Genomic DNA, 19,187 nt, shown 5'->3' on the forward strand with positions numbered 1-19,187 from the left:
CCCCGGCGGCCTGCCTGCCGCGAAGGGAGTTTGGAAAAAGGGGCTGCCCCAGGGCAGCCCCCTTTTCGGTCGGAATTTAGTTGTTGTTGAGCTCGGTGATGCCGTCGATGCGCAGGTCGAAGTAGGGAGCGCTGCGGTACACGGACTCCTGGAAGGCGCCGTCGGCGATGACGTTCTCGGTGGGACCCTCGAACACCACGTCGCCGGTGGCGAAGTCGATGATGGAGAAGTTGACCTCATACTCGGTGACGGTCTCGCCGCCCACGGTGAACTTGGAGGTGTCAAACACCTTCAGGCTGCCGTCAGTAATGCCGGCCCAAGCGGCGTCGACGGCCTCCTGAGTGCCCTCGGCGCAGCTCTCGCCCAGAGCGGAGATCATGACGGCGCCGTCGGCAATGCCGGTGGCGTAGTCGGCGGGGATCTCCTCGCCGGCCACGAACTTCTCCAGAGTGGCCTGGTACAGGACGGACCAGTTGTTCTGGGCGGAGGTCAGGGCGGCGGTGGGAGCCACGGACAGCATGTCGATGTTGTAGCCCACGGAGTAGGCCACGGTGCCCTTGTCCAGAGCCTCCTGGACGGCAGAGGGAGCGCCGGTGGAGTCGGCGTGCTGGCCGATGATGACGCAGCCGCGGGCCATCAGGGTGTTGGCAGCTTCGCCCTCAGCCACGGGATCATACCAGGAGTTGGTGTACTGCACGTCCATGTGGGCCTCGGGGACGATGGACTGGATGCCCAGCAGGAAGGCGGTGTAGCCGCAGACCACCTCGGCGTAGGGGAAGGCGCCCACGTAGCCCACATAGGGATCGGTGACGGTGCCGGCGTCCATCAGCTCCTTGAGCTTCATGCCGGCCACGACGCCGGAGACATAGCGGGACTCATAGGTGTAGGGGAAGATGTTCTTGAAGTTGTCCAGGCCCGCAACGCCGGCCTGGTCGCCGGTACAGGAGACGAAGGTGATATCGCTGTACTCACGGGCGGCCTGGAGCATGTAGGTCTGATGGCCGTAGGAGTCGGAGAAGATGATGTTGCAGCCCTGCTCCGCCAGGTCCACGGCGGCGTCGTAGCAGTTCTGGTCCTCGGCGATGTTGTACTTCATGATCACCTGGCTGTCCACGTCGATGCCCATGGCCTCGCAGGCGGCGGTCAGGCCCTCGATGTGGGCGGCGTCGTAGCCGGAGTTGATGTCGTGAACGCAGATCAGGCCGATCTTCACGTCGACGGCGGTCTCCTCGGTGGCGGTGTCGTCCGTAGTGGTTTCTTCCTCAGTCGCGGTGTCGTCCCCGCCGCCGCAGGCTACCAGGGAGAGCGCCATCAGCAGGGCGAGAAGCAGTGCAAGAAACTTCTTCATTCTGTTTTCCTCCTTCAAAATCGTTGGAACAGCTTGTAGGGACTTACAGGGATGACTTTGCCTACTGACATCATACAAGTTCCCGGAAAAAAATTCAACTAAATTTTTGGTTTTTATCGTTGGATGGACCATAAAAAATCCGTTCAGATAGGTTAACCTTTGTTAAAAATCGACAAAAAACAAATTGAAAAAACAAAAAAGGAGAGCGGATGATCCGCTCTCCTTGTAGAAATCTCACAGATCGACCTTTCCGCCCGGAGGGCGGCGCAGATCACTGGGAGATCGAGGTGCCGGTCTTTCCGGCAATGCCGTCCTTGGCCTTCTCCAGCAGGGTGATCAGGGCCGTGCGGCCGGGCTTGGACTCGGCGAACTTCACGGCGGCCTGAACCTTGGGCAGCATGGAGCCGGGGGCGAACTGGCCCTCCGCCTCGTACTTCTTGGCCTCGGCCGGGGTCAGGTGGTCCAGCCACTGCTGGTCGGGCTTGCCGAAGTTGACAGCCACCTTTTCAACGGCGGTGAGGATGATGAGTGCGTCCGCGTCCAGCTCCTCCGCCAGCAGCTCAGAGGCGAAGTCCTTGTCAATGACAGCGCCCGCGCCCTTGAGGTGGTTGCCCTCGGTGTTGTAGACCGGGATGCCGCCGCCGCCGCAGGCCACGGCCACATGTCCGGCGTCCACCAGGGCCCGGATGGTTTCGATCTCCACGATGGCCTTGGGCTTGGGAGAGGCCACGCAGCGGCGCCAGCCGCGGCCGGCGTCCTCCATCACGGCGTTGCCGCGGCGGCGCATCTCCTCGGCCTCCTCCTCGGTCATGAAGGTGCCGATGGGCTTGGTGGGGTTCTGGAAGGCCGGATCCTGGGGGTCCACCTGGACCTGGGTCAGGATGGTGGCCACCGGCTTGTGGATGCCCCGGTCCAGCAGCTCCTCCCGTAGGGAGTTCTGCAGGTCGTAGCCGATATAGCCCTGGCTCATGGCCGTGCACACGGACATGGGGGCGATGGGGTGGCTCTTGTCCTCGCGGGACAGAGTGGTCATGGCGATGTTGATCATGCCCACCTGGGGGCCGTTGCCGTGGGCCACCACGACCTCGTGGCCCTCTTCGATCAGGTCGGCGATGGCCTTGGCCGTGTGCTTCACGGCGGCCATCTGCTCCGGCAGGTTGTTGCCCAGGGCGTTGCCGCCCAGGGCGATGACGATCCGTTTGCCCATAATGGTGTATCCCCTTTACATAGTCAGACTATCTGATAGTTTTGGCGGGAATAAGCATGCTATTCCCGCCAAAACCGAAAAGTCTCGAAAATATTTCAGAATCTTAGAAGCGCTTGCGCTTGTCGGCGCCGTCCAGAGCCATCAGGGCGGACACGGGGTCCTTCACCTTGCTCATCATGATCATGGCGGCGATGACATAGGGCTTGTAGCTGGCTTCCTTGTACAGGGGGTTGATGTAGCGGTCGAACACGGAGTTGTCCACCTCGCCCTCCTTGCAGCTCAGGCCGGTGATGTCGGCGGGCAGGCAGTGCATGTACAGGGCCTTGCCGTTCTTGGTCCGCTTCATCATCTCCTCAGTGCAGCTCCAGTTCTTGAACTGGGCGTTCTGAGCCAGCAGCTGCTTCTCCAGAGCGTCGATGCCAGCCTGGTCACCGGCCTGATACAGCTTGGTGCGCTGCTCCATGGCGGCGAAGGGAGCCCAGGACTTGGGATAGACGATGTCGGCGCCGTCGAAGGCCTCCTCCATCGTGGCGACCTTCTTGTAGCTGCCGCCGGTAGCGGCGGCGTTCTTCTTGGCGATCTCCTCCACCTCGGGCATGACGTCATAGCCCTCGGGATGGGCCAGGACCACGTCCATGCCGAAGCGGGTCATCAGGCCGATGACGCCCTGGGGCACGGACAGGGGCTTGCCGTAGGAGGGGCTGTAGGCCCAGGTCATGGCGATCTTCTTGCCCTTGAGGTTCTCCACGCCGCCGAACTCATGGATGATGTGCAGCATGTCGGCCATGCACTGGGTGGGATGGTCCACGTCGCACTGCAGGTTCACCAGGGTGGGCTGCTGCTCCAGGATGCCGTCGCGGTAGCCCTCCTTCACGGCGTCCATGAAGGTCTTCTGATACTTGTGGCCCTCGCCGATGAACATGTCGTCCCGGATGCCGATGACGTCGGCCATGAAGGAGACCATGTTGGCGGTCTCACGGACGGTCTCGCCGTGGGCGATCTGGCTCTTCTTCTCGTCCAGATCCTGGACGGTCAGGCCCAGCAGGTTGCAGGCGGAGGCGAAGGAGAAGCGGGTGCGGGTGGAGTTGTCGCGGAAGATGGAGATGCCCAGGCCGGAGTCGAAGATCCGGGTGGACTTATTGCGCTCACGCAGGTCCCGCAGGGCATCGGCCACAGTGAAGATGGCGTCCAGCTCCTCGTCGGTCTTGTCCCAGGTCCAGTAGAAGTCGGACTTGTACATGTTGTTGATGTGCAGGGTTTCCAGATGCTTGGCCAGCTCGATGGTCTTAGACATAGTCAGCTCTCCTTATCAAGTATGTAATTACAGTGAATATTACAGCAAATGGCCGGTATGTGGATCTCCGCCCCGTTTTCTCCGGAGGGGGGCCAGGGGGAACCTAAGGGTTCTCCCGGTTGATTTGCCGCAGGCAAATCAAGGGAGTTCAATCATTTTTGCCGCGGCGTGTACGTGGCAAAAATCCATTGACCCGTGCGCCTTGGGCGCACACACCAGTGACGCGGCGTCACTGGTGGTGGGGGAGGTCGAGGGGGAGCCTGCTCCCCCTCGAGAACGTCTCACTGGATGACGTTATCCGTCAGGCTCTGGCGGAACTCGGTGACGTCGGCGGTCTTGTTCTCCTCCTTGTAGAGGTTCACAGCGGCCACGTACACGGCGGCGCAGGTGACCAGATCCTGCTTCCAGGTGATCTCGTTGGGGGCGTGAGCCTGAGACTCGGCGCCGGGGCCGAAGCCCACGCAGGGGATGCCGTACCGGCCCTGGATGGACACGCAGTTGGTGGAGAAGGTCCACTTGTCGGTCAGGGGACGGTGACGCAGGTGCATGGCGTCGTACTTGGGCTCGGCGTCGGCGTGGCCGATGCGCTCGTCGCCGTACAGGGCGTGGTGGGCGTCGATCAGAGCCTGGACGTGAGCGGCGCTCTCCTTGTTGATCCAGGTGGGGAAGAAGCACTCGGTCTCATAGACGGTGCCGGTCCAGGCGGGACGGTCGTACATGTACATGCTGACCTTCACGTCGTCGCCGTACTTCTTGACAGAGGGCAGGTCCCGGATCTCCTGCAGGCAGGAGTCCCAGGTCTCGCCGGCGGTCATGCGGCGGTCGATGGAGATGGCGCAGCTGTCCGCCACGGCGCAGCGGCTGGGGGAGGTGTAGAAGATCTGGCTGGTGGTGCAGGTGCCGCGGCCCAGGAAGCGGGCGTCCTCGTAGTGCTCGGGGTTGTACTTGGGGTTGAGCATCTTGACGAGGCCCTTGATCTCGGTGGCGTCGGCGTCGTCGTTCTCGTTCAGGGCGCGGACGTCCTGGAGAATGTCGGCCATCTTGTAGATGGCGTTGTCGCCGCGCTCGGGAGCGGAGCCGTGGCAGGAGACGCCCTTCACGTCCACGCGGATCTCCATACGGCCGCGGTGGCCGCGGTAGATGCCGCCGTCGGTGGGCTCGGTGGAGATGACGAACTCGATCTTCTTCTGAGCCTCCTCCTTGCTGGAGAAGTACTTGTTGACGATGTACTGCCAGCACATGCCGTCGCAGTCCTCTTCCTGGACGGAGCCCACGACCATGATCTTGTAGCCGGCGGGGATCAGGCCCAGATCCTTCATGATCTTGGCGCCGTACACGGCGGAGGCCATGCCGCCCTCCTGGTCGGAGCCGCCGCGGCCGTAGATCACGTCGTCGGTCTCGTAGCCCTTGTAGGGGTCGGCCTCCCAGTTGTTGATGTTGCCGATGCCCACGGTGTCGATGTGGGAGTCGATGGCGATGATCTTCTCGCCGTCGCCCATCCAGCCGATGACGTTGCCCAGGCCGTCGATCTCGACCTTGTCAAAGCCCAGCTTCTCCATCTCGGCCTTGATGCACATGACGACGTCCTTCTCCTCGCAGCTCTCGCTGGGGTGGGAGATCATATCCCGCAGGAAGCGGGACATCTCCGCCTTGTAGCCCTCTGCCGCACGCTTGATCGCTTCGAAATCCATAACGCTGCCCTCCATTAAAATAATGTATGTATGGTTTGTCCCTGGTTGGTTCTTCCTCTATCTGTCTCTATCATAGCATAAGAAATTCACTTGTCAAACAAAAAATTTGAAAACCAAAAAATTTTTTTGAAAAAGTGGTTGATTTCCGAAAAAACTGTGGTATGATGAAAATGGTTTATTGGATGTATTTTACGAAAAAACACGGAAAGGAGGGGAGCTCCATAGAAAGCGGAAAACTGGAACTGCTCAAGCAGGTGGCGGCGGGCATCGCGGCGCAGTTCGGCAGCAGCTGCGAGGTGGTGGTCCACGACCTGAGCCGTCATGCGGACCATACCATCGTGGCCATCGAGAACGGGCACGTCACCGGCCGGAAGGTTGGCGACGGGGCCTCCTATGTGGTGATCGAACAGCTGGCCACCAACGATCCCCAGCCCAGGGACCACCTGTGCTATTTGACCAAGACCCCGGATGGGAAGATCCTCAAATCCTCCACCATCTATATCCGCAACAGCAAGGGAAAGGTGTCCGGCATCCTGGCCATCAACTACGACATCTCCCGCCTGCTGATGGTGGACGACGCGCTCCACGATCTGGTCTCCACGGGGGATCAGCCCCAGCCGGAGCCGGAGCGGATCGTCAACGTCAACGACCTGCTGGAGGAGCTGATCCAGCAGTCGGTGTCGCTGGTGGGCAAGCCCGCGGCGCTGATGAACAAGGAGGACAAAGTGAAGGCCATCCGGTTCCTCAATGAAAACGGGGCATTCCTCATCACCAAGTCCGGCGACAAGATCGCCAAGTATTTCGGCATCTCCAAGTACACCTTATATTCCTATATCGACACGAAACAACAGGAGGGCAAGTGAAGTATGATCGATCTGACTATCAACAAGACGGGCCTGGAGCACAACCTTGCCAAGGCGAAGGAGAACAACATCATCATTCCTACCATCGCGCAGATGGAGCACCCGGAGACCATCCCCGAGAAGATCCAGGAAAAGCTCAAGAGCGTGGGCCTGTGGGACGTGAATCCTCTGAACCTGTTCCGTATCACCTGGAAGAACGAGGCCAAGGAGAGCGGGGGCCTTTTCCAGGCGGTGCCCAACTACATCGAGCTGCCCTCCGAGCTGACCGGCGTGCCCTGCCGGATCATTGCCATGGTGGGCAAGTGGTTCCCCACCGGCTGCCACAAGGTTGGCGCCTCCTTCGGCTGCCTGGCCCCCCGTCTGGTCACCGGCCAGTTTGACGTGAACATCCACAAGGCGGTCTGGCCCTCCACCGGCAACTACTGCCGCGGCGGCGCCTTCAACTCCGCGCTGCTGGGCGCTCAGGGTGTCGCCATTTTGCCCGCGGAGATGAGCCAGGAGCGGTTTGACTGGCTCCACGAGATCGGCGCCGAGGTCATCGCCACTCCCGGCTGCGAGTCCAACGTCAAGGAGATCTTCGACAAGACCTGGGAGCTGCGTCAGGATCCCCAGTACATGATCTTCAACCAGTTCGAGGAGATGGGCAACCCCCTGTGGCACTACAATGTCACCGGCAACGCCCTGGCGGACGTGTTCGAGGCCATCAAGCGCCCCGGTGACCGGTTCGCCGCCGCCGCCTTCACCTCCGGCTCTGCCGGCACCATGAGCGCCGGCGACCTGCTCAAGGAGAAGTATCCCCACCTGAAGCTGGCCGTGGGCGAGGCGCTCCAGTGCCCCACCATTCTCAACAACGGCTTCGGCGGCCACCGGATCGAGGGCATCGGCGACAAGCACATCCCCTGGATCCACAACGTCAAGAACACCGACATGGCCATCGCCATCGACGACGAGGACTCCCAGCGCCTGCTGCGCCTGTTCAACACCCCCGAGGGCCAGGCCTATTTGAAGGATGTTCTGAAGCTGGACCCCGCGCTGATCGAGAAGCTCACGTGGCTTGGCATCTCCGGCATTGCCAATGTCCTGTGCTGCATCAAGATGGCCAAGTACTACGAGCTGACCGAGCACGATGTGGTGGGCACGGTCCTGACCGACTCCGCGGTCATGTACCGCAGCCGCATCGACGAGCTCAACGAGCAGTACGGTGCCTACAACGCCCACGAGGCGGCCCTGGACCACGCCCTGCATATGCTGGGCCTCAAGACCGACAACCTGATGGAGCTGACCTATGCCGACCGCAAGCGGGTCCACAACCTCAAGTATTACACCTGGGTGGAGCAGCAGGCCCGGGACGTGAAGGAGCTCAACGCCCTGTGGTACGACACCGAGGGCACCTGGGACGCCGTCCACAAGCAGGCCAAGGATCTGGATGACCTCATCAACGAGTTCAACGAGGCCACCGGACTGCTGAAGAACCTGTAAAAGCGCACAGAGAACGCCTCAGGGGCGGGGCTTTTGCCCCGCCCTCTGCTTCTTTTGGAGGAAGGAGTATGTATGAGGAGAATGCCGTGGAAGCGGGCCTTCTGGGATGTCTCCATCATGTTGGTTGGCTTTGTGGTGCTGTTTGGCCTGATTTGGTTGTTTCACGGCTCATTTGAATCGGTACCGACGGAGGAACAGCAGGATAAGGCCCGGATTGGGGCACTGTGCTGGCTGGTTTTGACGGTACCTGCCTTGGCGTGGTGCGCATTTATGCGCTTACAGAATAAGAAATGGTACTTTCCAGCATACGAATCCACTCAAAAATTTTCCGGAAGATGAGCGAGTTATAAAAGAGGAGTAACCTTATGAAAAACGTCTTATACGGCAAGTGCGTCAAGTGCGGCAAGACCTATCCGGCCACGCCGGACCTCACCACCTGCGAGTGCGGCGGCATCCTGGATATCACCTACGACTACGACTACATCAAGTCTCAGCTGACCAAGGAGAAGCTGGCGGCCCGGGCGGAGCGGACCATGTGGCGCTACCGGGAGCTGCTGCCCATCGAGGAGACCACCGAGCCCACGCCGTTGCGGGTGGGCTGGAGCCCCCTCTATGAGGAGCCCCGTCTGGCGGCGCAGCTGGGCCTCAAGCGGCTGTGGGTCAAGGACGACGGCCAGAACCCCACCGCCTCCCTCAAGGACCGGGCCAGCGCCATGGCCGTGGCCAAGGCCAGAGAGGCCGGGGCCAAGGTGATCGCCTGCTCCTCCACCGGCAACGCCGCCTCGTCCCTGGCGGGCAACGCCGCGGCGGCAGGTCTCAAGACCTATATTTTTGTGCCCTCCCGTGCCCCCAAGGGGAAGGTGGCCCAGCTGATGACCTTCGGCGCCACCGTCATCTCCGTCCAGGGCAGCTACGAGGAGACTTTTGAACTGTCCAAGCAGGCCATCGACAAGTGGGGCTGGTACAACCGCAACGCCGCCATCAACCCCTACCTCTCTGAGGGCAAAAAGACCGTGGCCCTGGAGATCATGGAGCAGCTGGACTGGCAGGTGCCGGACTACATCGCCATTTCCGTGGGCGACGGCTGCACCATCGCCGGTCTCTGGAAGGGCCTCAAGGACCTGTACGCCATCGGCTTCATCGACCGCCTGCCCCGGCTGATCTCCGCCCAGGCGGCGGGCTGCTGCCCCCTGAACCGCGCCATCGAGACCGGGGAGCCCTGGCATCCCATGGAGGAGAACACCCTGGCCGACTCCATCGCCGTGGGTGTGCCCCGCAACGCCGACAAGGCCCTCATGGCTATCCGGGAGTCCAATGGTCTCACCGTCAACGTCACCGACGAGGAGATCATGGCCGCCCAGCAGCTGCTGGGCCGGACCTGCGGCGTGTTCGGCGAGCCTGCCGGCGTCACCGGCACCGCCGGTGTGAAGAAGCTCTGCGAGCAGGGCGTTATCGGGAAGGACGACACCGTGGTGTCCGTGGTCACCGGCAACGGCCTCAAGGACGTGGCCAACGCCATCAAGGCCGCCGGGGAACCCATCTCCATTCCCTCCGACATGGAATTGCTGCTCAAAGCCTTCGCCGAGCACGGCGTGGTGGTGGAATAAACCGAACGCCCCGGGACGCAAAGGCGCCCCGGGGCGTTTTTGAAGCGGGCGGTCCCCGGCGGACCGCCCGCTTCCTTGTTGTGTATAGAGCGTTACTGTTTTCCGCTCTTTGCCTTGCAGATCAGCTGGGTCATGGTGCCCATGGGGCAGTAGACGCACCAGCTGCGGGGCTTGAACAGCACCATGGTCACCAGACCCAGCACCGTGGAAGTCAGCATCACGCTGTAAAACCCGAAGGCGAACTGGGCGACGCCCGGGTGCAGCAGCGTGCCGTGATAGGCCCAGTGCCAGGGCAGACGGAAGGTCCACAGCAGCGTCACCGCCTGCCGCAGGTCCGCCGCGCCGGAAAAGACCAGATACGTGGTCCAGAGCATCTGGAAGAACATGATGAAAAAGAAGATGAGGAAACCGTAGCGGAACCATCTGCTCTTCATCCAGCCGGGGATATCCCGCTTCCGGGACAGGCCCAGCCGCCCGCCCAGCAGGGCGAACAGCTGTCCCCGGCCGCAGTAGCGGTTGCAGTAGCCCTTGCTGCCTTTGACCAGGGCGATCAGCAGCGGGATGAAGAAGCACAGCAGTCCCAGCCAGGCGAAGAGAATGTTGAAAAAGCCCAAAACCAGGTAAGTAAGAGACGCTATCCAGAGGTAGTCGTACCAGTGCCTGCTCATACCTGCACCTCCTGAATGGAAATGACGGAGGCGGGGCACTCCCGGGCGCACTTGCCGCAGCCCACGCACTTCTCCACGTCCACCTGGGCGGCCACGCCCCGCCGCACGGAGATGGCCCCCAGGGGGCACACCTTCACGCAGCACCCGCAGGCCACGCAGTCCCGCTCCTCCACAAAGGCCTTCCGCCGTCTCCGCTGTCTCGTCTCCATAAACGCCCTCCCAAACTTGATGGTCCCATTATATGCGCCCGCCTCCGTCCGGGACCGTGACAAAGTCACAGGACGCCCCGGGGGATCGGCGGACAAGAGGCGTACAAAAGCCGGGCCGCCCCGAAAGGGGCGGCCCGGCTGCGGTCCATAACAGGTTTGGGGGAAGCGTTTAGAAGATGCCCTGGGCCATCATGGCGTCGGCCACTCTCTGGAAGCCCGCGATGTTGGCGCCGGCCACCAGGTTATAGCCCAGGCCGTATTTCTCGGCGGCGTCCACGCTCATCTGATAGATGGTGTTCATGATCTGCTTGAGCTGCTTGTCGACTTCCTCGGCGGTCCACACCAGCCGCTCGCTGTTCTGGGCCATCTCCAGGGCGGAGGTCGCCACACCGCCGGCGTTGACGGCCTTGCTGGGCGCCACGATGACGCCGGGCTGGTCCATCAGGAACTTCAGCGCGTCGTTGGTGGTGGGCATGTTGGCCACCTCGATGTAATACTTCACGCCGGCCTGGGCAATCTTCTGGGCGTGTTCCATATGGACGTCGTTCTGCATGGCGGAGGGCATGCAGATATCCACCTTCACGCCCCAGGGCTTCTCGCCCGGGTGGAACTCCACGCCGAACTTGTCCGCGTAGTCCTTCACCAGATTCCGGCCGCTGCCGCGCATCTCCACCAGATAGTCGATCTTCTCCTGCGTCGCCACGCCGTCGGGATCGTAGATGTAGCCGTCGGGGCCGGAGAGGGTGACCACCTTGGCGCCCAGCTCCGTGGCCTTCTTGCAGATGCCCCAGGTCACGTTGCCGAAGCCCGCGCAGGCGATGGTCTTGCCCTTGATGTCCTCACCCTCGTGCTTGAGAACGTTCTCCAGATAGTACACCGCGCCGTAGCCGGTGGCCTCGGGACGGATCAGGCTGCCGCCGTAGGAGAACCCCTTACCAGTGAGGACGCCGTTTTCAAAGCTGCCCTTCAGGCGCCGGTACTCGCCGTAAAGATATCCGATCTCCCGGGCACCCACGCCCATGTCGCCGGCGGGCACGTCCACGTCGGGCCCGATGTAGCGGTACAGGGCCTGCATGTAGCTCTGGCAGAAGCGCATGACCTCGGCGTCGGACTTGCCGGCGGGGTCGAAGTCAGAGCCGCCCTTGCCGCCGCCGATGGGCAGGCCGGTCAGGGAGTTCTTGAAGATCTGCTCAAAGCCCAGGAACTTGATGATGCCGGGGTATACGTTCTTCTGGAACCGCAGGCCGCCCTTGTAGGGGCCGATGGCACCGTTGAACTGGCAGCGGTAGCCGATATTGGTATGCCAGGAGCCGTCGTCGGCCATCCACACCACGCGGAAGGTGAACATCCGCTCCGGCTCCACCATCCGGTTCAGAAGGTCGGCCTTCTCATACTCCGGGTGCTTTTCGATCACAGGCTCCAGGGAGGAAAAGACCTCCTCCACGGTCTGGACAAATTCAGGCTCGCCCGCATGCTTGGTCTTGACGTTCTCAATCACACTGGACAGATATGCGTTCATATGCGATAACCTCCTCAAATTTGGCGATTGCTGGTCGCGCACGTTTTTCCTGTAACCTTCTATTAGATAGTTTAGCACGAATCTTAACCGGAAACAAGGGCTGGTTTCGGCAAATCAAACAATTACATGCCGTTTGGCAGAAAAAAAGAACCTGTTGTTTTGTGCAATCTGCTGGCATCAGACAACAGACATCGGCTGCGTGAGATTCCCACGGCTCATCCTTGACTTTCCCGGCAGGCATTGTATAATATTTCTGGCAGCCTGCGGGCGCCCTATGTTCTGTTAGGAAACACATTGAGGGAGGATCGGCTATGCATACCTATCCCATGACGGTGGCGGGATTGAAACGGGAACTGCCCATCTGTAAGGTCACCGATGATCTGTACATCGGTGCATTCATTGTTTTCGGCGACGCGGAGCTGACCGTGGCCTGTGCCCGGGAACTTTTGAAGCTGGTCCCGGCGGACAGCTATGACTACATGCTGACGGCGGAGGCCAAGAGCATCCCCCTGATCCATGAGATGGCCCGTCAGTCCGGAGCGGCAAAGTATTTCATCGCCCGGAAGGGCCCCAAGGCCTATATGCCGGATCCCCTGCGGGTGGTGGACAAGTCCATCACCACCGCCGGTGAGCAGGCGCTGTACCTGGGCCGGGACGATGCGGACCTGATCCGGGGCAAGCGGGTCCTGCTGATGGACGACGTGATCTCCACCGGCGGCTCCCTCCATGCCATGGAGGCTCTGGTAGAGCAGGCCGGCGGCACCGTGACCGGCCGGGTGGCCGTGCTGGCCGAGGGTGCCGCGGCGGACCGCTCCGATATCCGCTTCCTGGAGAAGCTGCCGGTGTTCAACGCCGACGGCACTGTGAAGGAATAAAAAGAGGCGCGCCGTTCCTTTCGGAACGGCGCGCTGTTTTACCGGGGCCGCAGGGCCCTCTTTTCTTTTTATCAGAGCAGCTGCAGCAGAGCGTACACGGAGGTGCTGACGCCGCCCAGAATGAACACATAGATGATGAACCGGTGGGACAGCCGGTCGCTGACCCGTCTGTCCAGCAGCGCGCCGATCCCCATGCCCAGAAGGGAGGCCGGCAGGGCGATCAGGCTCAGCAGCAGGCTCTCCCGGCTGAACATCCCGCTCCAGATGTACAGGACGGTGCGGAACACGCCCTCGATGATAAAGACGAAGCACACATTGCCCCGGAACTCCTCCCGCCGCTGGGTTACCCGCTCCAGATAGGCCAGAAACAGCAGATCGATGCCGAAGAGCCCGGCGGTGACACCGGAGAGGAAGGACATGACGCTGCGCAGCAGGGCGCTGGGCTTTCCGGTCCCGGGCTTCCGGGTCAGCATCTCCGCGCCCATGGCGATGATCACCAGACCCAGCAGCAGCTTCAGCACGGAGGGGGAGCCGTAGCGCAGCAGCAGCGTGCCGGGGATGATGCCCAGCATCACGAAGGCGGCGATGGGCAGTACCAGCCGGGGGGAGAAGTGGGCGCGGTTTTTCCATACCACCCGGGCATTGAGCACCAGGGAAACCGGCAGCATGCCCGGGGTGATGGTGCTGTTGGGCAGGAACACCGACAGCAGCGGCGTGTACAGCAGGGGATCGCCGAAGCCCACCAGGCCCTTGATGATGAAGGCGGCCGTGATGCAGATGAAGATATACAGGATCAGCGGAATATCCATGGGTCATCCCTCCGGTGTTTGGATCAGGGGCGGGGCGGGCCGCCGTGGGATATTATACAGCGCCCGGCGCAAAAAAGCCAGAGGGAGCCTCTCCTTTCTTCCCAAATTTCCCAGATTGTGATATAATACTTTTATGAATATGTCGAAACGAGTGGTTTACCGGCTGCCGGGGCAGAGTTTCCCGGCGGTCCTGTCGGCGCTGCTGATGGTTTGTTCGGCAGTGGTGCGCATCGTCTGGGCCTGCGGGGAGGTCGCGGTCTCCCGCCCGACGCTCTGGCTCCAAATCCTCCTGCCTATCGCGGCAAACGTGCTGTTCGTGCTGACGCTTCTGGGTTCCGGACGGGACCGGATCTACCGCACCGCCGCGGCGGTGTGGCTGGGGTGCGTGTTTTTCGCCGTCAAGGCGTTCACGTTCCCCTCCCTCATCCACACGGTGCTGTGCCTGTGCCTGTATGCCCTGGTGGCCGTGCTGTACACCGCCACGGTGACGGGCCGGGTGCCCACCCAGATCCCCCTTTGGTTCCTCTTCGGCCTGCCGCTGCTGTACCACCTGATCGTGGAGGACCTGCTGGGCAAGCAGGGCTGGCCCCTCCACGCGTGGCTGCCGGAGGTCAGCGTGCTGTGCTGCATGGCGTCGCTGCTGTGCGCCTCGTTGGGGATGCAGCGCCATATCCCGGCGGAGGGGGAGTATGTCCGCCGCTTCGGGGACCGCAGCGACGGCCGCCGGGTGCGGACCCTGTCGCCCATCTTTTCCGTGTCCCCCTACATCATGAAGACCCGCAACACCTCCCAGAACTTCCTGGAGGACACCCTGGAGGTCACCAATCTGGAGCGCTACATCCAGGAAAAGCGCCAGGCGGGACTGGAGGGCTTCGGCCTGCTCCACGCGCTGCTGGCGGCCTACGTGCGCACCTGCGCCGCCTATCCGGGCCTCAACCGCTTCATCGCCGGGCAGAAGATCTACGCCCGGGACCGGGAGATCCAGGTGAACATGACTGTGAAGAAGGAGATGTCCACGGACTCCCCGGATACGGTCATCAAGGTGACCTTTGACGCCGCCGACACGGCGGAGACCGTCTACCGCCGGTTCCACGAAAAGGTACTGGAGGTGAAAAACGCCCCCCAGGACACCTCTTTCGACGCCCTGGCAGGCATTTTCAACCTGGTGCCGGGACTGGCGCTGAAGGCCCTGGTAGCGATCTTGCAGACGGCGGACTACTTCGGCTGCCTGCCCCGGTCCCTGACGGACCTGTCCCCCTTCCACGGGTCGCTGTACATCACCTCTATGGCGTCGCTGGGCATCCCGCCCATCTACCACCATCTCTATGACTTCGGCAACGTGCCGGTGTTCTGCTCCATGGGCCGCAAGCGCAAGGTCTACGAGACCCGGCGGGACGGCACCGTGGTGCTGCGCAAGTATGTGGACTGCAATTACGTCACCGACGAGCGCATCGTGGACGGCTTCTACTACGCCGCCGCCATGCGCTGCCTCCACGCCCTGCTCCACGACCCCTGGCAGCTGGACCGGCCGCCGGAGAAGGTGGAGCGGGACCAGGACTGAGAGAAGGGAGGGCCTATGCACGACCACGCTCTGCCCCATGTGGGACTGCGGATGGTGAAGTCCGCGGCGGCGGTACTGATCTGCCTGCTGGTGTCCATGCTGGTGAACCGGGAGGAGATGCGGATCTACTCCTCCATCGCCGCGCTGCTGTGCGTCCAGCCCTATGTGGAGGACACCCGGCGCATGGCTCTCCAGCGGATCACCGGCACCTTCATCGGCTCCGCCGCCGGCGCTCTGGCCATTTTGATCGAGGTCTACCTGCTGGACATCCGGGGGACCCTGGCGGGCTATGTGCTGATCGCGGCGCTGATCCTGCCCACCCTGTGGGGGTCCGTGGCGTTGAAGGCGGCCAACGCGGCGTCCCTCTCCTGCGTGGTGCTGCTGAGCATCACCGTCACCCACATCACCGACCCCAACCCATGGATCTTCGTGTGGAACCGCGTGGTGGAGACCCTGCTGGGCATCGCCGTGGGCATCGGCGTCAACGCCTTCCAGCTGCCCCGGCGCAAGTGCCGGGACACCCTGTTTGTCTCCGGGCTGGACGGGGTGCTGATGGATGTGGGCGGCGAGACCCTGGCGCCCGCCAGCCGGGTGCGGCTGAACCGGATGCTGGACGCCGGTCTGCTGTTCACCGTGTCCACGGTCCGGACCCCCGCCTCCGTCCGGGAGGCGGCCCAGGGTCTGCGGCTGCGGCTGCCGGTGATCGTCATGGACGGCGCCGCCATGTTTGACCTGGAAAAAAAGACCTTTCTTCACACCCTGCTGCTGCCCCAGGACCTGGCCATGGCCTGCTGCCGGGTCTTTGAGGAGCAGGGGGTCCACTGCTTCCTCAACGGCGTCCAGGACGACGTGCTGCTGATCTACTACGGGGAGCTGCGCAACGAGGCGGAGCGGGACGTGTACGAGAAGTGCCGGGTGTCCCCCTACCGCAACTATGTCAGCCGGGAGTACTTTCAGGAGTGCCCCATCCTCTACCTCATGGGCGTGGACCGGACAGAGAGGATCCGGGCCCTGTACGATGCCCTGGCGGCGGCGGGCCTGACGGAGCAGGTGAAGGTGCGGCTGGACGCGGCGCCGGAGTACCCGGGGTTCAGCTATCTGAAGGTCTACGAGAAGTCCGCCTCCCGGCAGACCATGCTGGAGCAGCTCAAGGCGGACCTGCACGTGGAGAAGAGCGTCATGCTCAGCAGCCTGCCGGGGCAGGGAGACGTGCTGGTCAAGGGCGGCGCCGAGGCGGTGAAGGCCCTGGAGCGGATGTTCGAACCGCTGCTGTGGCAGCGGGACCGGAGCGCCTGAGATCATGAGAGAAAAAGACCGCCCGCCGGGCGGCCTTTTTTTCTGTCCGGCCGCGTCGCTCCGGGGCTTGACAGAAAGGCGGTATGGGTGTAATATGAAGCAAACTTCACGTGAAGGAAACTTCATAAACAGGGAAAGGGGAGGGATGCGCCGTGAAAAACCGCGTGCGGGAGCTGCGCACGGCGGCGGGCATGACCCAGCAGCAGCTGGCGGATGCAGTCCATGTGTCCGCCCGCACCATCATCTCCCTGGAAAAGGAGCAGTACAACCCCTCGCTGCTGCTGGCCTACCGGATGGCGCAGCTGTTCGGCACCACGGTGGAGGATCTGTACTGCCTGGCGGAGAACAGGGAACGGGAGGACCGGGAATATGAAGAAGATCTGTGACCGCAGGAGCTTTGTCGGGGGACTGATATGCGTGATCCTGGCGGCTGCCTGCGGCGTGACCATGGCGCTGCGGGGCGTCTCGGTGAAGCTGGCGGTGAGCATGGTGCTGATGCTGGCGCTGGGATGGGCGGACTTCGTCCGCTCCGCGGACCGGCAGATGTGCCGTGCCGCGGCGCCTGACGAGCGGGACCGGGCGGTAAGCCGCAAAAGCGCCTGGCGGGCGTATCAGCTGCTGGTGGATGGCTGCATGCTGGCGGCGGTGGCGCTGATGGCGGCCTACGGGCTCTGGCGCTCCCAGCTGGTGGCCGCGGCGCTTTTGACGCTGTGTCTGGTGCTGCTGGCGGCGTTTTTGATCCTGCTGGGCACCAACCTCTACTATGAGAAGCGGATGTGAGAGCCTCGCGGTACGGGCAAAAACAGACGGAGCGGCGGCCCAGCGGGCCGCCGCTCTTCCTTATCCGTGGCTCTTTTTATAGGTGAGGTATCCCTCCAGGATCAGCGACGCCGCCACGGCGTCCACCACCTTTTTGCGCTTTTTGGCGTTTTTGCCGGCGCCCATCAGGATCTGGTGGGCGTCGATGGTGGTGCGCCGCTCGTCCCACAGCACCACCGGCAGGCCGGTGGCCTGCTCCAGCAGCGCCTTCATGGCATGGGCTTTTTCGGAGCGGGGGCCCCGGGTGCCGTCCATGTTGATGGGGTGGCCCAGCACCAGTTCCTCCGCCCCGTGCTCCGCCGCCAGGGCGGCGATCCGCTCCGCCACCGCCTCCGGGCGGTAGGCGTCAATGACGGTGGTGAAGCCGGTGAGGAAGCCGGTGGGGTCAGAGACGGCCACGCCGGTGTGGGCGTCGCCGTAGTCGATGGCCATGATGCGCATAGTTGCTCGTTCCTTTCTCAGCCCGGGGAGAAGTCCTCCTCCACGGGGTAGTCGTCGGTATCGGTGAAGTGCCACCACTCGCCGCTGTACGGCCGGAAGCCGCATTCCTCCATCACGTCCTCCAGCAGCGCTGCGTTGGCGGCGGCGGCCGGAGAGGCATCGCTGTAATCCCGGTCCGCCAGAGGGGAGAAGTCGTCAAAGCCGCTGGGCATCTCCACATCGTTCCCCTCCAGGTCCGTCAGGGTCACGTCCACGGTGTTGCCCCGGCTGTGGGAGGAGAAGCCGGTCTCAGGATCGGCCACGTACACCGGGTCGGGGCAGACTTCCCAGAGGCGGAACTGGGCCTCCACGGGCCGGAAGGCATCCCAGATCAGCAGGGAGAACCCCTGTTCCTCCAGGGCCTCCTGGGCCCGGGAGAGTTTTTCCACGGTGCCGTACCGGAGGCAGGCGTCGGTGAACCCGTAGATGACCTGGCCGGTGAAGTTGTCCGTCCCGGCGTAGCGCAGGTCCACGCCCACCTGGGGCAGGTAGTCCCGGACCCGCACGAAGTCGCCGGGTTCTGGCGCATCCGGCGCGGGATCAGCCGGCTCCGGCGGGATTTCCGGCGTATCCTGTATGATTTCCGCGGGCTCCTCCGGCTCCGGGGGAGCGGGGGCCCGCAAAGCGCAGCCGCCGGCCGCCAGCAGCGCGGCGGCCAGGAGCAGGGGGAGGATGTGCCGTCTCATGGCGGGCCTCCTTTCCAGTGGGCGCGGGTAGGTCGGTTTCATGATACCACACCCCCCGCCCCGGTGCAAGACGCTTGCATTGGCGGCCGGACTGTGGTAAAACGGGGAAGTATATTTTCATGTGTGGAAAGGGAGGACCCGCCCATGGGCATCCGCATGGCAACCGCCGCCGACACGGCGGCACTGCTGGCCATCTACGGCCAGTATATCGATACATCCATTACCTTTGAATATACCCTGCCCACCGAGGCGGAATTCGCCGCCCGGATCACGGGCATCCTGGAGATATACCCGTACCTGGTGTGGGAGGAGGATGGGCAGATCCTGGGCTACGCCTACGCCCACCGCCACATGGAGCGGGCGGCCTACCAGTGGAACGCGGAGCTGTCGGTGTACCTGGACCGTGCGGTCCGCCGCCGGGGCCTGGGGCAGCGGCTGTACGGGGCGCTGATGGAACTTCTGACCATGCAGGGAGTCTTGACGGCCCACGCCCTGGTGACCTCTCCCAACCCCGCCAGCCAGGCCCTCCACACTGCCATGGGCTTTCGTTTGCTGGCGGTGCAGGACCGGGCAGGCTATAAAAATGGAGACTGGCACGACGTGCTGTGGTACGTAAGGGAGCTCTCGCCCCGGGGGGCGTCTCCGCTGCCGCCGGTGCCCCTGGACACGCTGCCGCGTCCGCAGGTAGAGGCGGTTTTGGCGGACTTTTCCGGCCCTCTGGAAAGACCCTGAAAAGTCTGACAATTTTTCGGAAAAAACAGTTGACCGGCGGCGGG

At 62.9% G+C, this 19,187-nt stretch carries 20 protein-coding genes; 10 read left to right on the forward strand and 10 right to left on the reverse strand.

Annotated features, from left to right (window positions below; translation table 11 throughout):
• Nucleotides 1–76 precede the first annotated feature (76 nt).
• From KFE19_15685 to KFE19_15700, 4 genes are all read right to left on the reverse strand, one after another.
• Complete coding sequence (locus KFE19_15685; GenBank protein ID QUO37770.1) at nt 77–1,348, reverse strand: BMP family ABC transporter substrate-binding protein; 1,272 nt, start codon at nt 1,346–1,348, stop codon at nt 77–79.
• 271 nt (nt 1,349–1,619) lie between these two features.
• Entirely contained in the window at nt 1,620–2,555 is a 936-nt protein-coding gene (gene arcC / locus KFE19_15690) for a carbamate kinase (protein ID QUO37771.1), read from the reverse strand.
• Between the two features lie 103 nt (nt 2,556–2,658).
• A complete protein-coding gene (gene ygeW, locus KFE19_15695) occupies nt 2,659–3,849 on the reverse strand; it encodes a knotted carbamoyltransferase YgeW (protein ID QUO37772.1) in 1,191 nt (396 codons plus the stop codon).
• A 281-nt stretch (nt 3,850–4,130) separates the two neighbouring features.
• Nucleotides 4,131–5,540: a YgeY family selenium metabolism-linked hydrolase gene (locus KFE19_15700; GenBank protein QUO37773.1), complete on the reverse strand. Its 1,410-nt coding sequence runs from the start codon at nt 5,538–5,540 to the stop codon at nt 4,131–4,133.
• A gap of 182 nt (nt 5,541–5,722) precedes the next feature.
• On the opposite strand from KFE19_15700, the gene KFE19_15705 reads away from it, so the two are divergent.
• From KFE19_15705 to KFE19_15720, 4 genes are all read left to right on the forward strand, one after another.
• On the forward strand, nt 5,723–6,403 hold the full coding sequence (locus tag KFE19_15705) for a transcriptional regulator (GenBank protein QUO37774.1): 681 nt from the start codon (nt 5,723–5,725) through the stop codon (nt 6,401–6,403).
• A gap of 3 nt (nt 6,404–6,406) precedes the next feature.
• Entirely contained in the window at nt 6,407–7,882 is a 1,476-nt protein-coding gene (locus KFE19_15710; GenBank protein QUO37775.1) for a pyridoxal-5-phosphate-dependent protein subunit beta, read from the forward strand.
• Between the two features lie 72 nt (nt 7,883–7,954).
• A complete protein-coding gene (locus KFE19_15715; protein ID QUO37776.1) occupies nt 7,955–8,221 on the forward strand; it encodes a hypothetical protein in 267 nt (88 codons plus the stop codon).
• Nucleotides 8,222–8,247: 26 nt separating this feature from the next.
• Nucleotides 8,248–9,489 (forward strand): threonine synthase, encoded by a 1,242-nt coding sequence (locus KFE19_15720; protein QUO37777.1) that lies wholly within the window; start codon nt 8,248–8,250, stop codon nt 9,487–9,489.
• Between the two features lie 92 nt (nt 9,490–9,581).
• Here KFE19_15720 and KFE19_15725 read toward each other — a convergent pair whose 3' ends face one another.
• The 3 genes from KFE19_15725 to gdhA form a co-directional block, all read right to left on the reverse strand.
• Nucleotides 9,582–10,157, reverse strand: a complete 576-nt coding sequence (locus KFE19_15725) for a 4Fe-4S binding protein (GenBank protein ID QUO37778.1) — start codon at nt 10,155–10,157, stop codon at nt 9,582–9,584.
• Complete coding sequence (locus KFE19_15730; protein ID QUO37779.1) at nt 10,154–10,366, reverse strand: 4Fe-4S binding protein; 213 nt, start codon at nt 10,364–10,366, stop codon at nt 10,154–10,156. Before KFE19_15730 ends, KFE19_15725 begins: the two co-directional genes overlap by 4 nt.
• 169 nt (nt 10,367–10,535) lie before the next feature.
• Nucleotides 10,536–11,885 carry an NADP-specific glutamate dehydrogenase gene (gene gdhA / locus KFE19_15735; GenBank protein ID QUO37780.1) on the reverse strand — a complete coding sequence of 450 codons (1,350 nt, stop codon included), beginning with the start codon at nt 11,883–11,885 and terminating at the stop codon, nt 10,536–10,538.
• A gap of 311 nt (nt 11,886–12,196) precedes the next feature.
• Here gdhA and KFE19_15740 point away from each other — a divergent pair, with 311 nt between their 5' ends.
• Nucleotides 12,197–12,760 carry an adenine phosphoribosyltransferase gene (locus tag KFE19_15740; GenBank protein ID QUO37781.1) on the forward strand — a complete coding sequence of 188 codons (564 nt, stop codon included), beginning with the start codon at nt 12,197–12,199 and terminating at the stop codon, nt 12,758–12,760.
• 71 nt (nt 12,761–12,831) lie between these two features.
• On the opposite strand, the gene KFE19_15745 is transcribed toward KFE19_15740, so the two are convergent.
• Complete coding sequence (locus KFE19_15745; GenBank protein QUO37782.1) at nt 12,832–13,569, reverse strand: sulfite exporter TauE/SafE family protein; 738 nt, start codon at nt 13,567–13,569, stop codon at nt 12,832–12,834.
• A gap of 139 nt (nt 13,570–13,708) precedes the next feature.
• Here KFE19_15745 and KFE19_15750 point away from each other — a divergent pair, with 139 nt between their 5' ends.
• The 4 genes from KFE19_15750 to KFE19_15765 all read left to right on the forward strand — a co-directional run bounded on the left by KFE19_15750 (nt 13,709) and on the right by KFE19_15765 (nt 17,206).
• Nucleotides 13,709–15,130 carry a hypothetical protein gene (locus KFE19_15750; protein ID QUO37783.1) on the forward strand — a complete coding sequence of 474 codons (1,422 nt, stop codon included), beginning with the start codon at nt 13,709–13,711 and terminating at the stop codon, nt 15,128–15,130.
• Between the two features lie 15 nt (nt 15,131–15,145).
• The gene (locus KFE19_15755) at nt 15,146–16,426 is read left to right on the forward strand and encodes an FUSC family protein (GenBank protein QUO37784.1); all 1,281 of its coding nucleotides are present in this window, start codon (nt 15,146–15,148) and stop codon (nt 16,424–16,426) included.
• Nucleotides 16,427–16,578: 152 nt separating this feature from the next.
• Nucleotides 16,579–16,812: a helix-turn-helix transcriptional regulator gene (locus KFE19_15760; protein QUO37785.1), complete on the forward strand. Its 234-nt coding sequence runs from the start codon at nt 16,579–16,581 to the stop codon at nt 16,810–16,812.
• Entirely contained in the window at nt 16,796–17,206 is a 411-nt protein-coding gene (locus tag KFE19_15765; GenBank protein ID QUO37786.1) for a hypothetical protein, read from the forward strand. The genes KFE19_15760 and KFE19_15765 overlap by 17 nt, the downstream gene beginning before the upstream one ends.
• 60 nt (nt 17,207–17,266) lie before the next feature.
• On the opposite strand, the gene ruvX is transcribed toward KFE19_15765, so the two are convergent.
• Nucleotides 17,267–17,686: a Holliday junction resolvase RuvX gene (ruvX, locus tag KFE19_15770; GenBank protein QUO37787.1), complete on the reverse strand. Its 420-nt coding sequence runs from the start codon at nt 17,684–17,686 to the stop codon at nt 17,267–17,269.
• Between the two features lie 17 nt (nt 17,687–17,703).
• Complete coding sequence (locus KFE19_15775) at nt 17,704–18,411, reverse strand: M15 family metallopeptidase (protein ID QUO37788.1); 708 nt, start codon at nt 18,409–18,411, stop codon at nt 17,704–17,706.
• A gap of 144 nt (nt 18,412–18,555) precedes the next feature.
• Here KFE19_15775 and KFE19_15780 point away from each other — a divergent pair, with 144 nt between their 5' ends.
• The gene (locus KFE19_15780; GenBank protein QUO37789.1) at nt 18,556–19,143 is read left to right on the forward strand and encodes an N-acetyltransferase; all 588 of its coding nucleotides are present in this window, start codon (nt 18,556–18,558) and stop codon (nt 19,141–19,143) included.
• The last annotated feature ends 44 nt before the right edge of the window (nt 19,144–19,187 follow it).

It is taken from the genome of Dysosmobacter sp. Marseille-Q4140 (assembly GCA_018228705.1).
Classification (GTDB): Bacteria; Bacillota; Clostridia; order Oscillospirales; family Oscillospiraceae; genus Oscillibacter.

Coding starts and splice junctions, on each gene's coding strand:
- KFE19_15685 (QUO37770.1), bottom strand. CDS start 1,348: ATGAAGAAGTTTCTTGCACTGCTTCTCGCCCTGCTGATGGCGCTCTCC.
- arcC (QUO37771.1), bottom strand. CDS start 2,555: ATGGGCAAACGGATCGTCATCGCCCTGGGCGGCAACGCCCTGGGCAAC.
- ygeW (QUO37772.1), bottom strand. CDS start 3,849: ATGTCTAAGACCATCGAGCTGGCCAAGCATCTGGAAACCCTGCACATC.
- KFE19_15700 (QUO37773.1), bottom strand. CDS start 5,540: ATGGATTTCGAAGCGATCAAGCGTGCGGCAGAGGGCTACAAGGCGGAG.
- KFE19_15705 (QUO37774.1), top strand. CDS start 5,723: ATGTATTTTACGAAAAAACACGGAAAGGAGGGGAGCTCCATAGAAAGC.
- KFE19_15710 (QUO37775.1), top strand. CDS start 6,407: ATGATCGATCTGACTATCAACAAGACGGGCCTGGAGCACAACCTTGCC.
- KFE19_15715 (QUO37776.1), top strand. CDS start 7,955: ATGAGGAGAATGCCGTGGAAGCGGGCCTTCTGGGATGTCTCCATCATG.
- KFE19_15720 (QUO37777.1), top strand. CDS start 8,248: ATGAAAAACGTCTTATACGGCAAGTGCGTCAAGTGCGGCAAGACCTAT.
- KFE19_15725 (QUO37778.1), bottom strand. CDS start 10,157: ATGAGCAGGCACTGGTACGACTACCTCTGGATAGCGTCTCTTACTTAC.
- KFE19_15730 (QUO37779.1), bottom strand. CDS start 10,366: ATGGAGACGAGACAGCGGAGACGGCGGAAGGCCTTTGTGGAGGAGCGG.
- gdhA (QUO37780.1), bottom strand. CDS start 11,885: ATGAACGCATATCTGTCCAGTGTGATTGAGAACGTCAAGACCAAGCAT.
- KFE19_15740 (QUO37781.1), top strand. CDS start 12,197: ATGCATACCTATCCCATGACGGTGGCGGGATTGAAACGGGAACTGCCC.
- KFE19_15745 (QUO37782.1), bottom strand. CDS start 13,569: ATGGATATTCCGCTGATCCTGTATATCTTCATCTGCATCACGGCCGCC.
- KFE19_15750 (QUO37783.1), top strand. CDS start 13,709: ATGTCGAAACGAGTGGTTTACCGGCTGCCGGGGCAGAGTTTCCCGGCG.
- KFE19_15755 (QUO37784.1), top strand. CDS start 15,146: ATGCACGACCACGCTCTGCCCCATGTGGGACTGCGGATGGTGAAGTCC.
- KFE19_15765 (QUO37786.1), top strand. CDS start 16,796: ATGAAGAAGATCTGTGACCGCAGGAGCTTTGTCGGGGGACTGATATGC.
- ruvX (QUO37787.1), bottom strand. CDS start 17,686: ATGCGCATCATGGCCATCGACTACGGCGACGCCCACACCGGCGTGGCC.
- KFE19_15775 (QUO37788.1), bottom strand. CDS start 18,411: ATGAGACGGCACATCCTCCCCCTGCTCCTGGCCGCCGCGCTGCTGGCG.
- KFE19_15780 (QUO37789.1), top strand. CDS start 18,556: ATGGGCATCCGCATGGCAACCGCCGCCGACACGGCGGCACTGCTGGCC.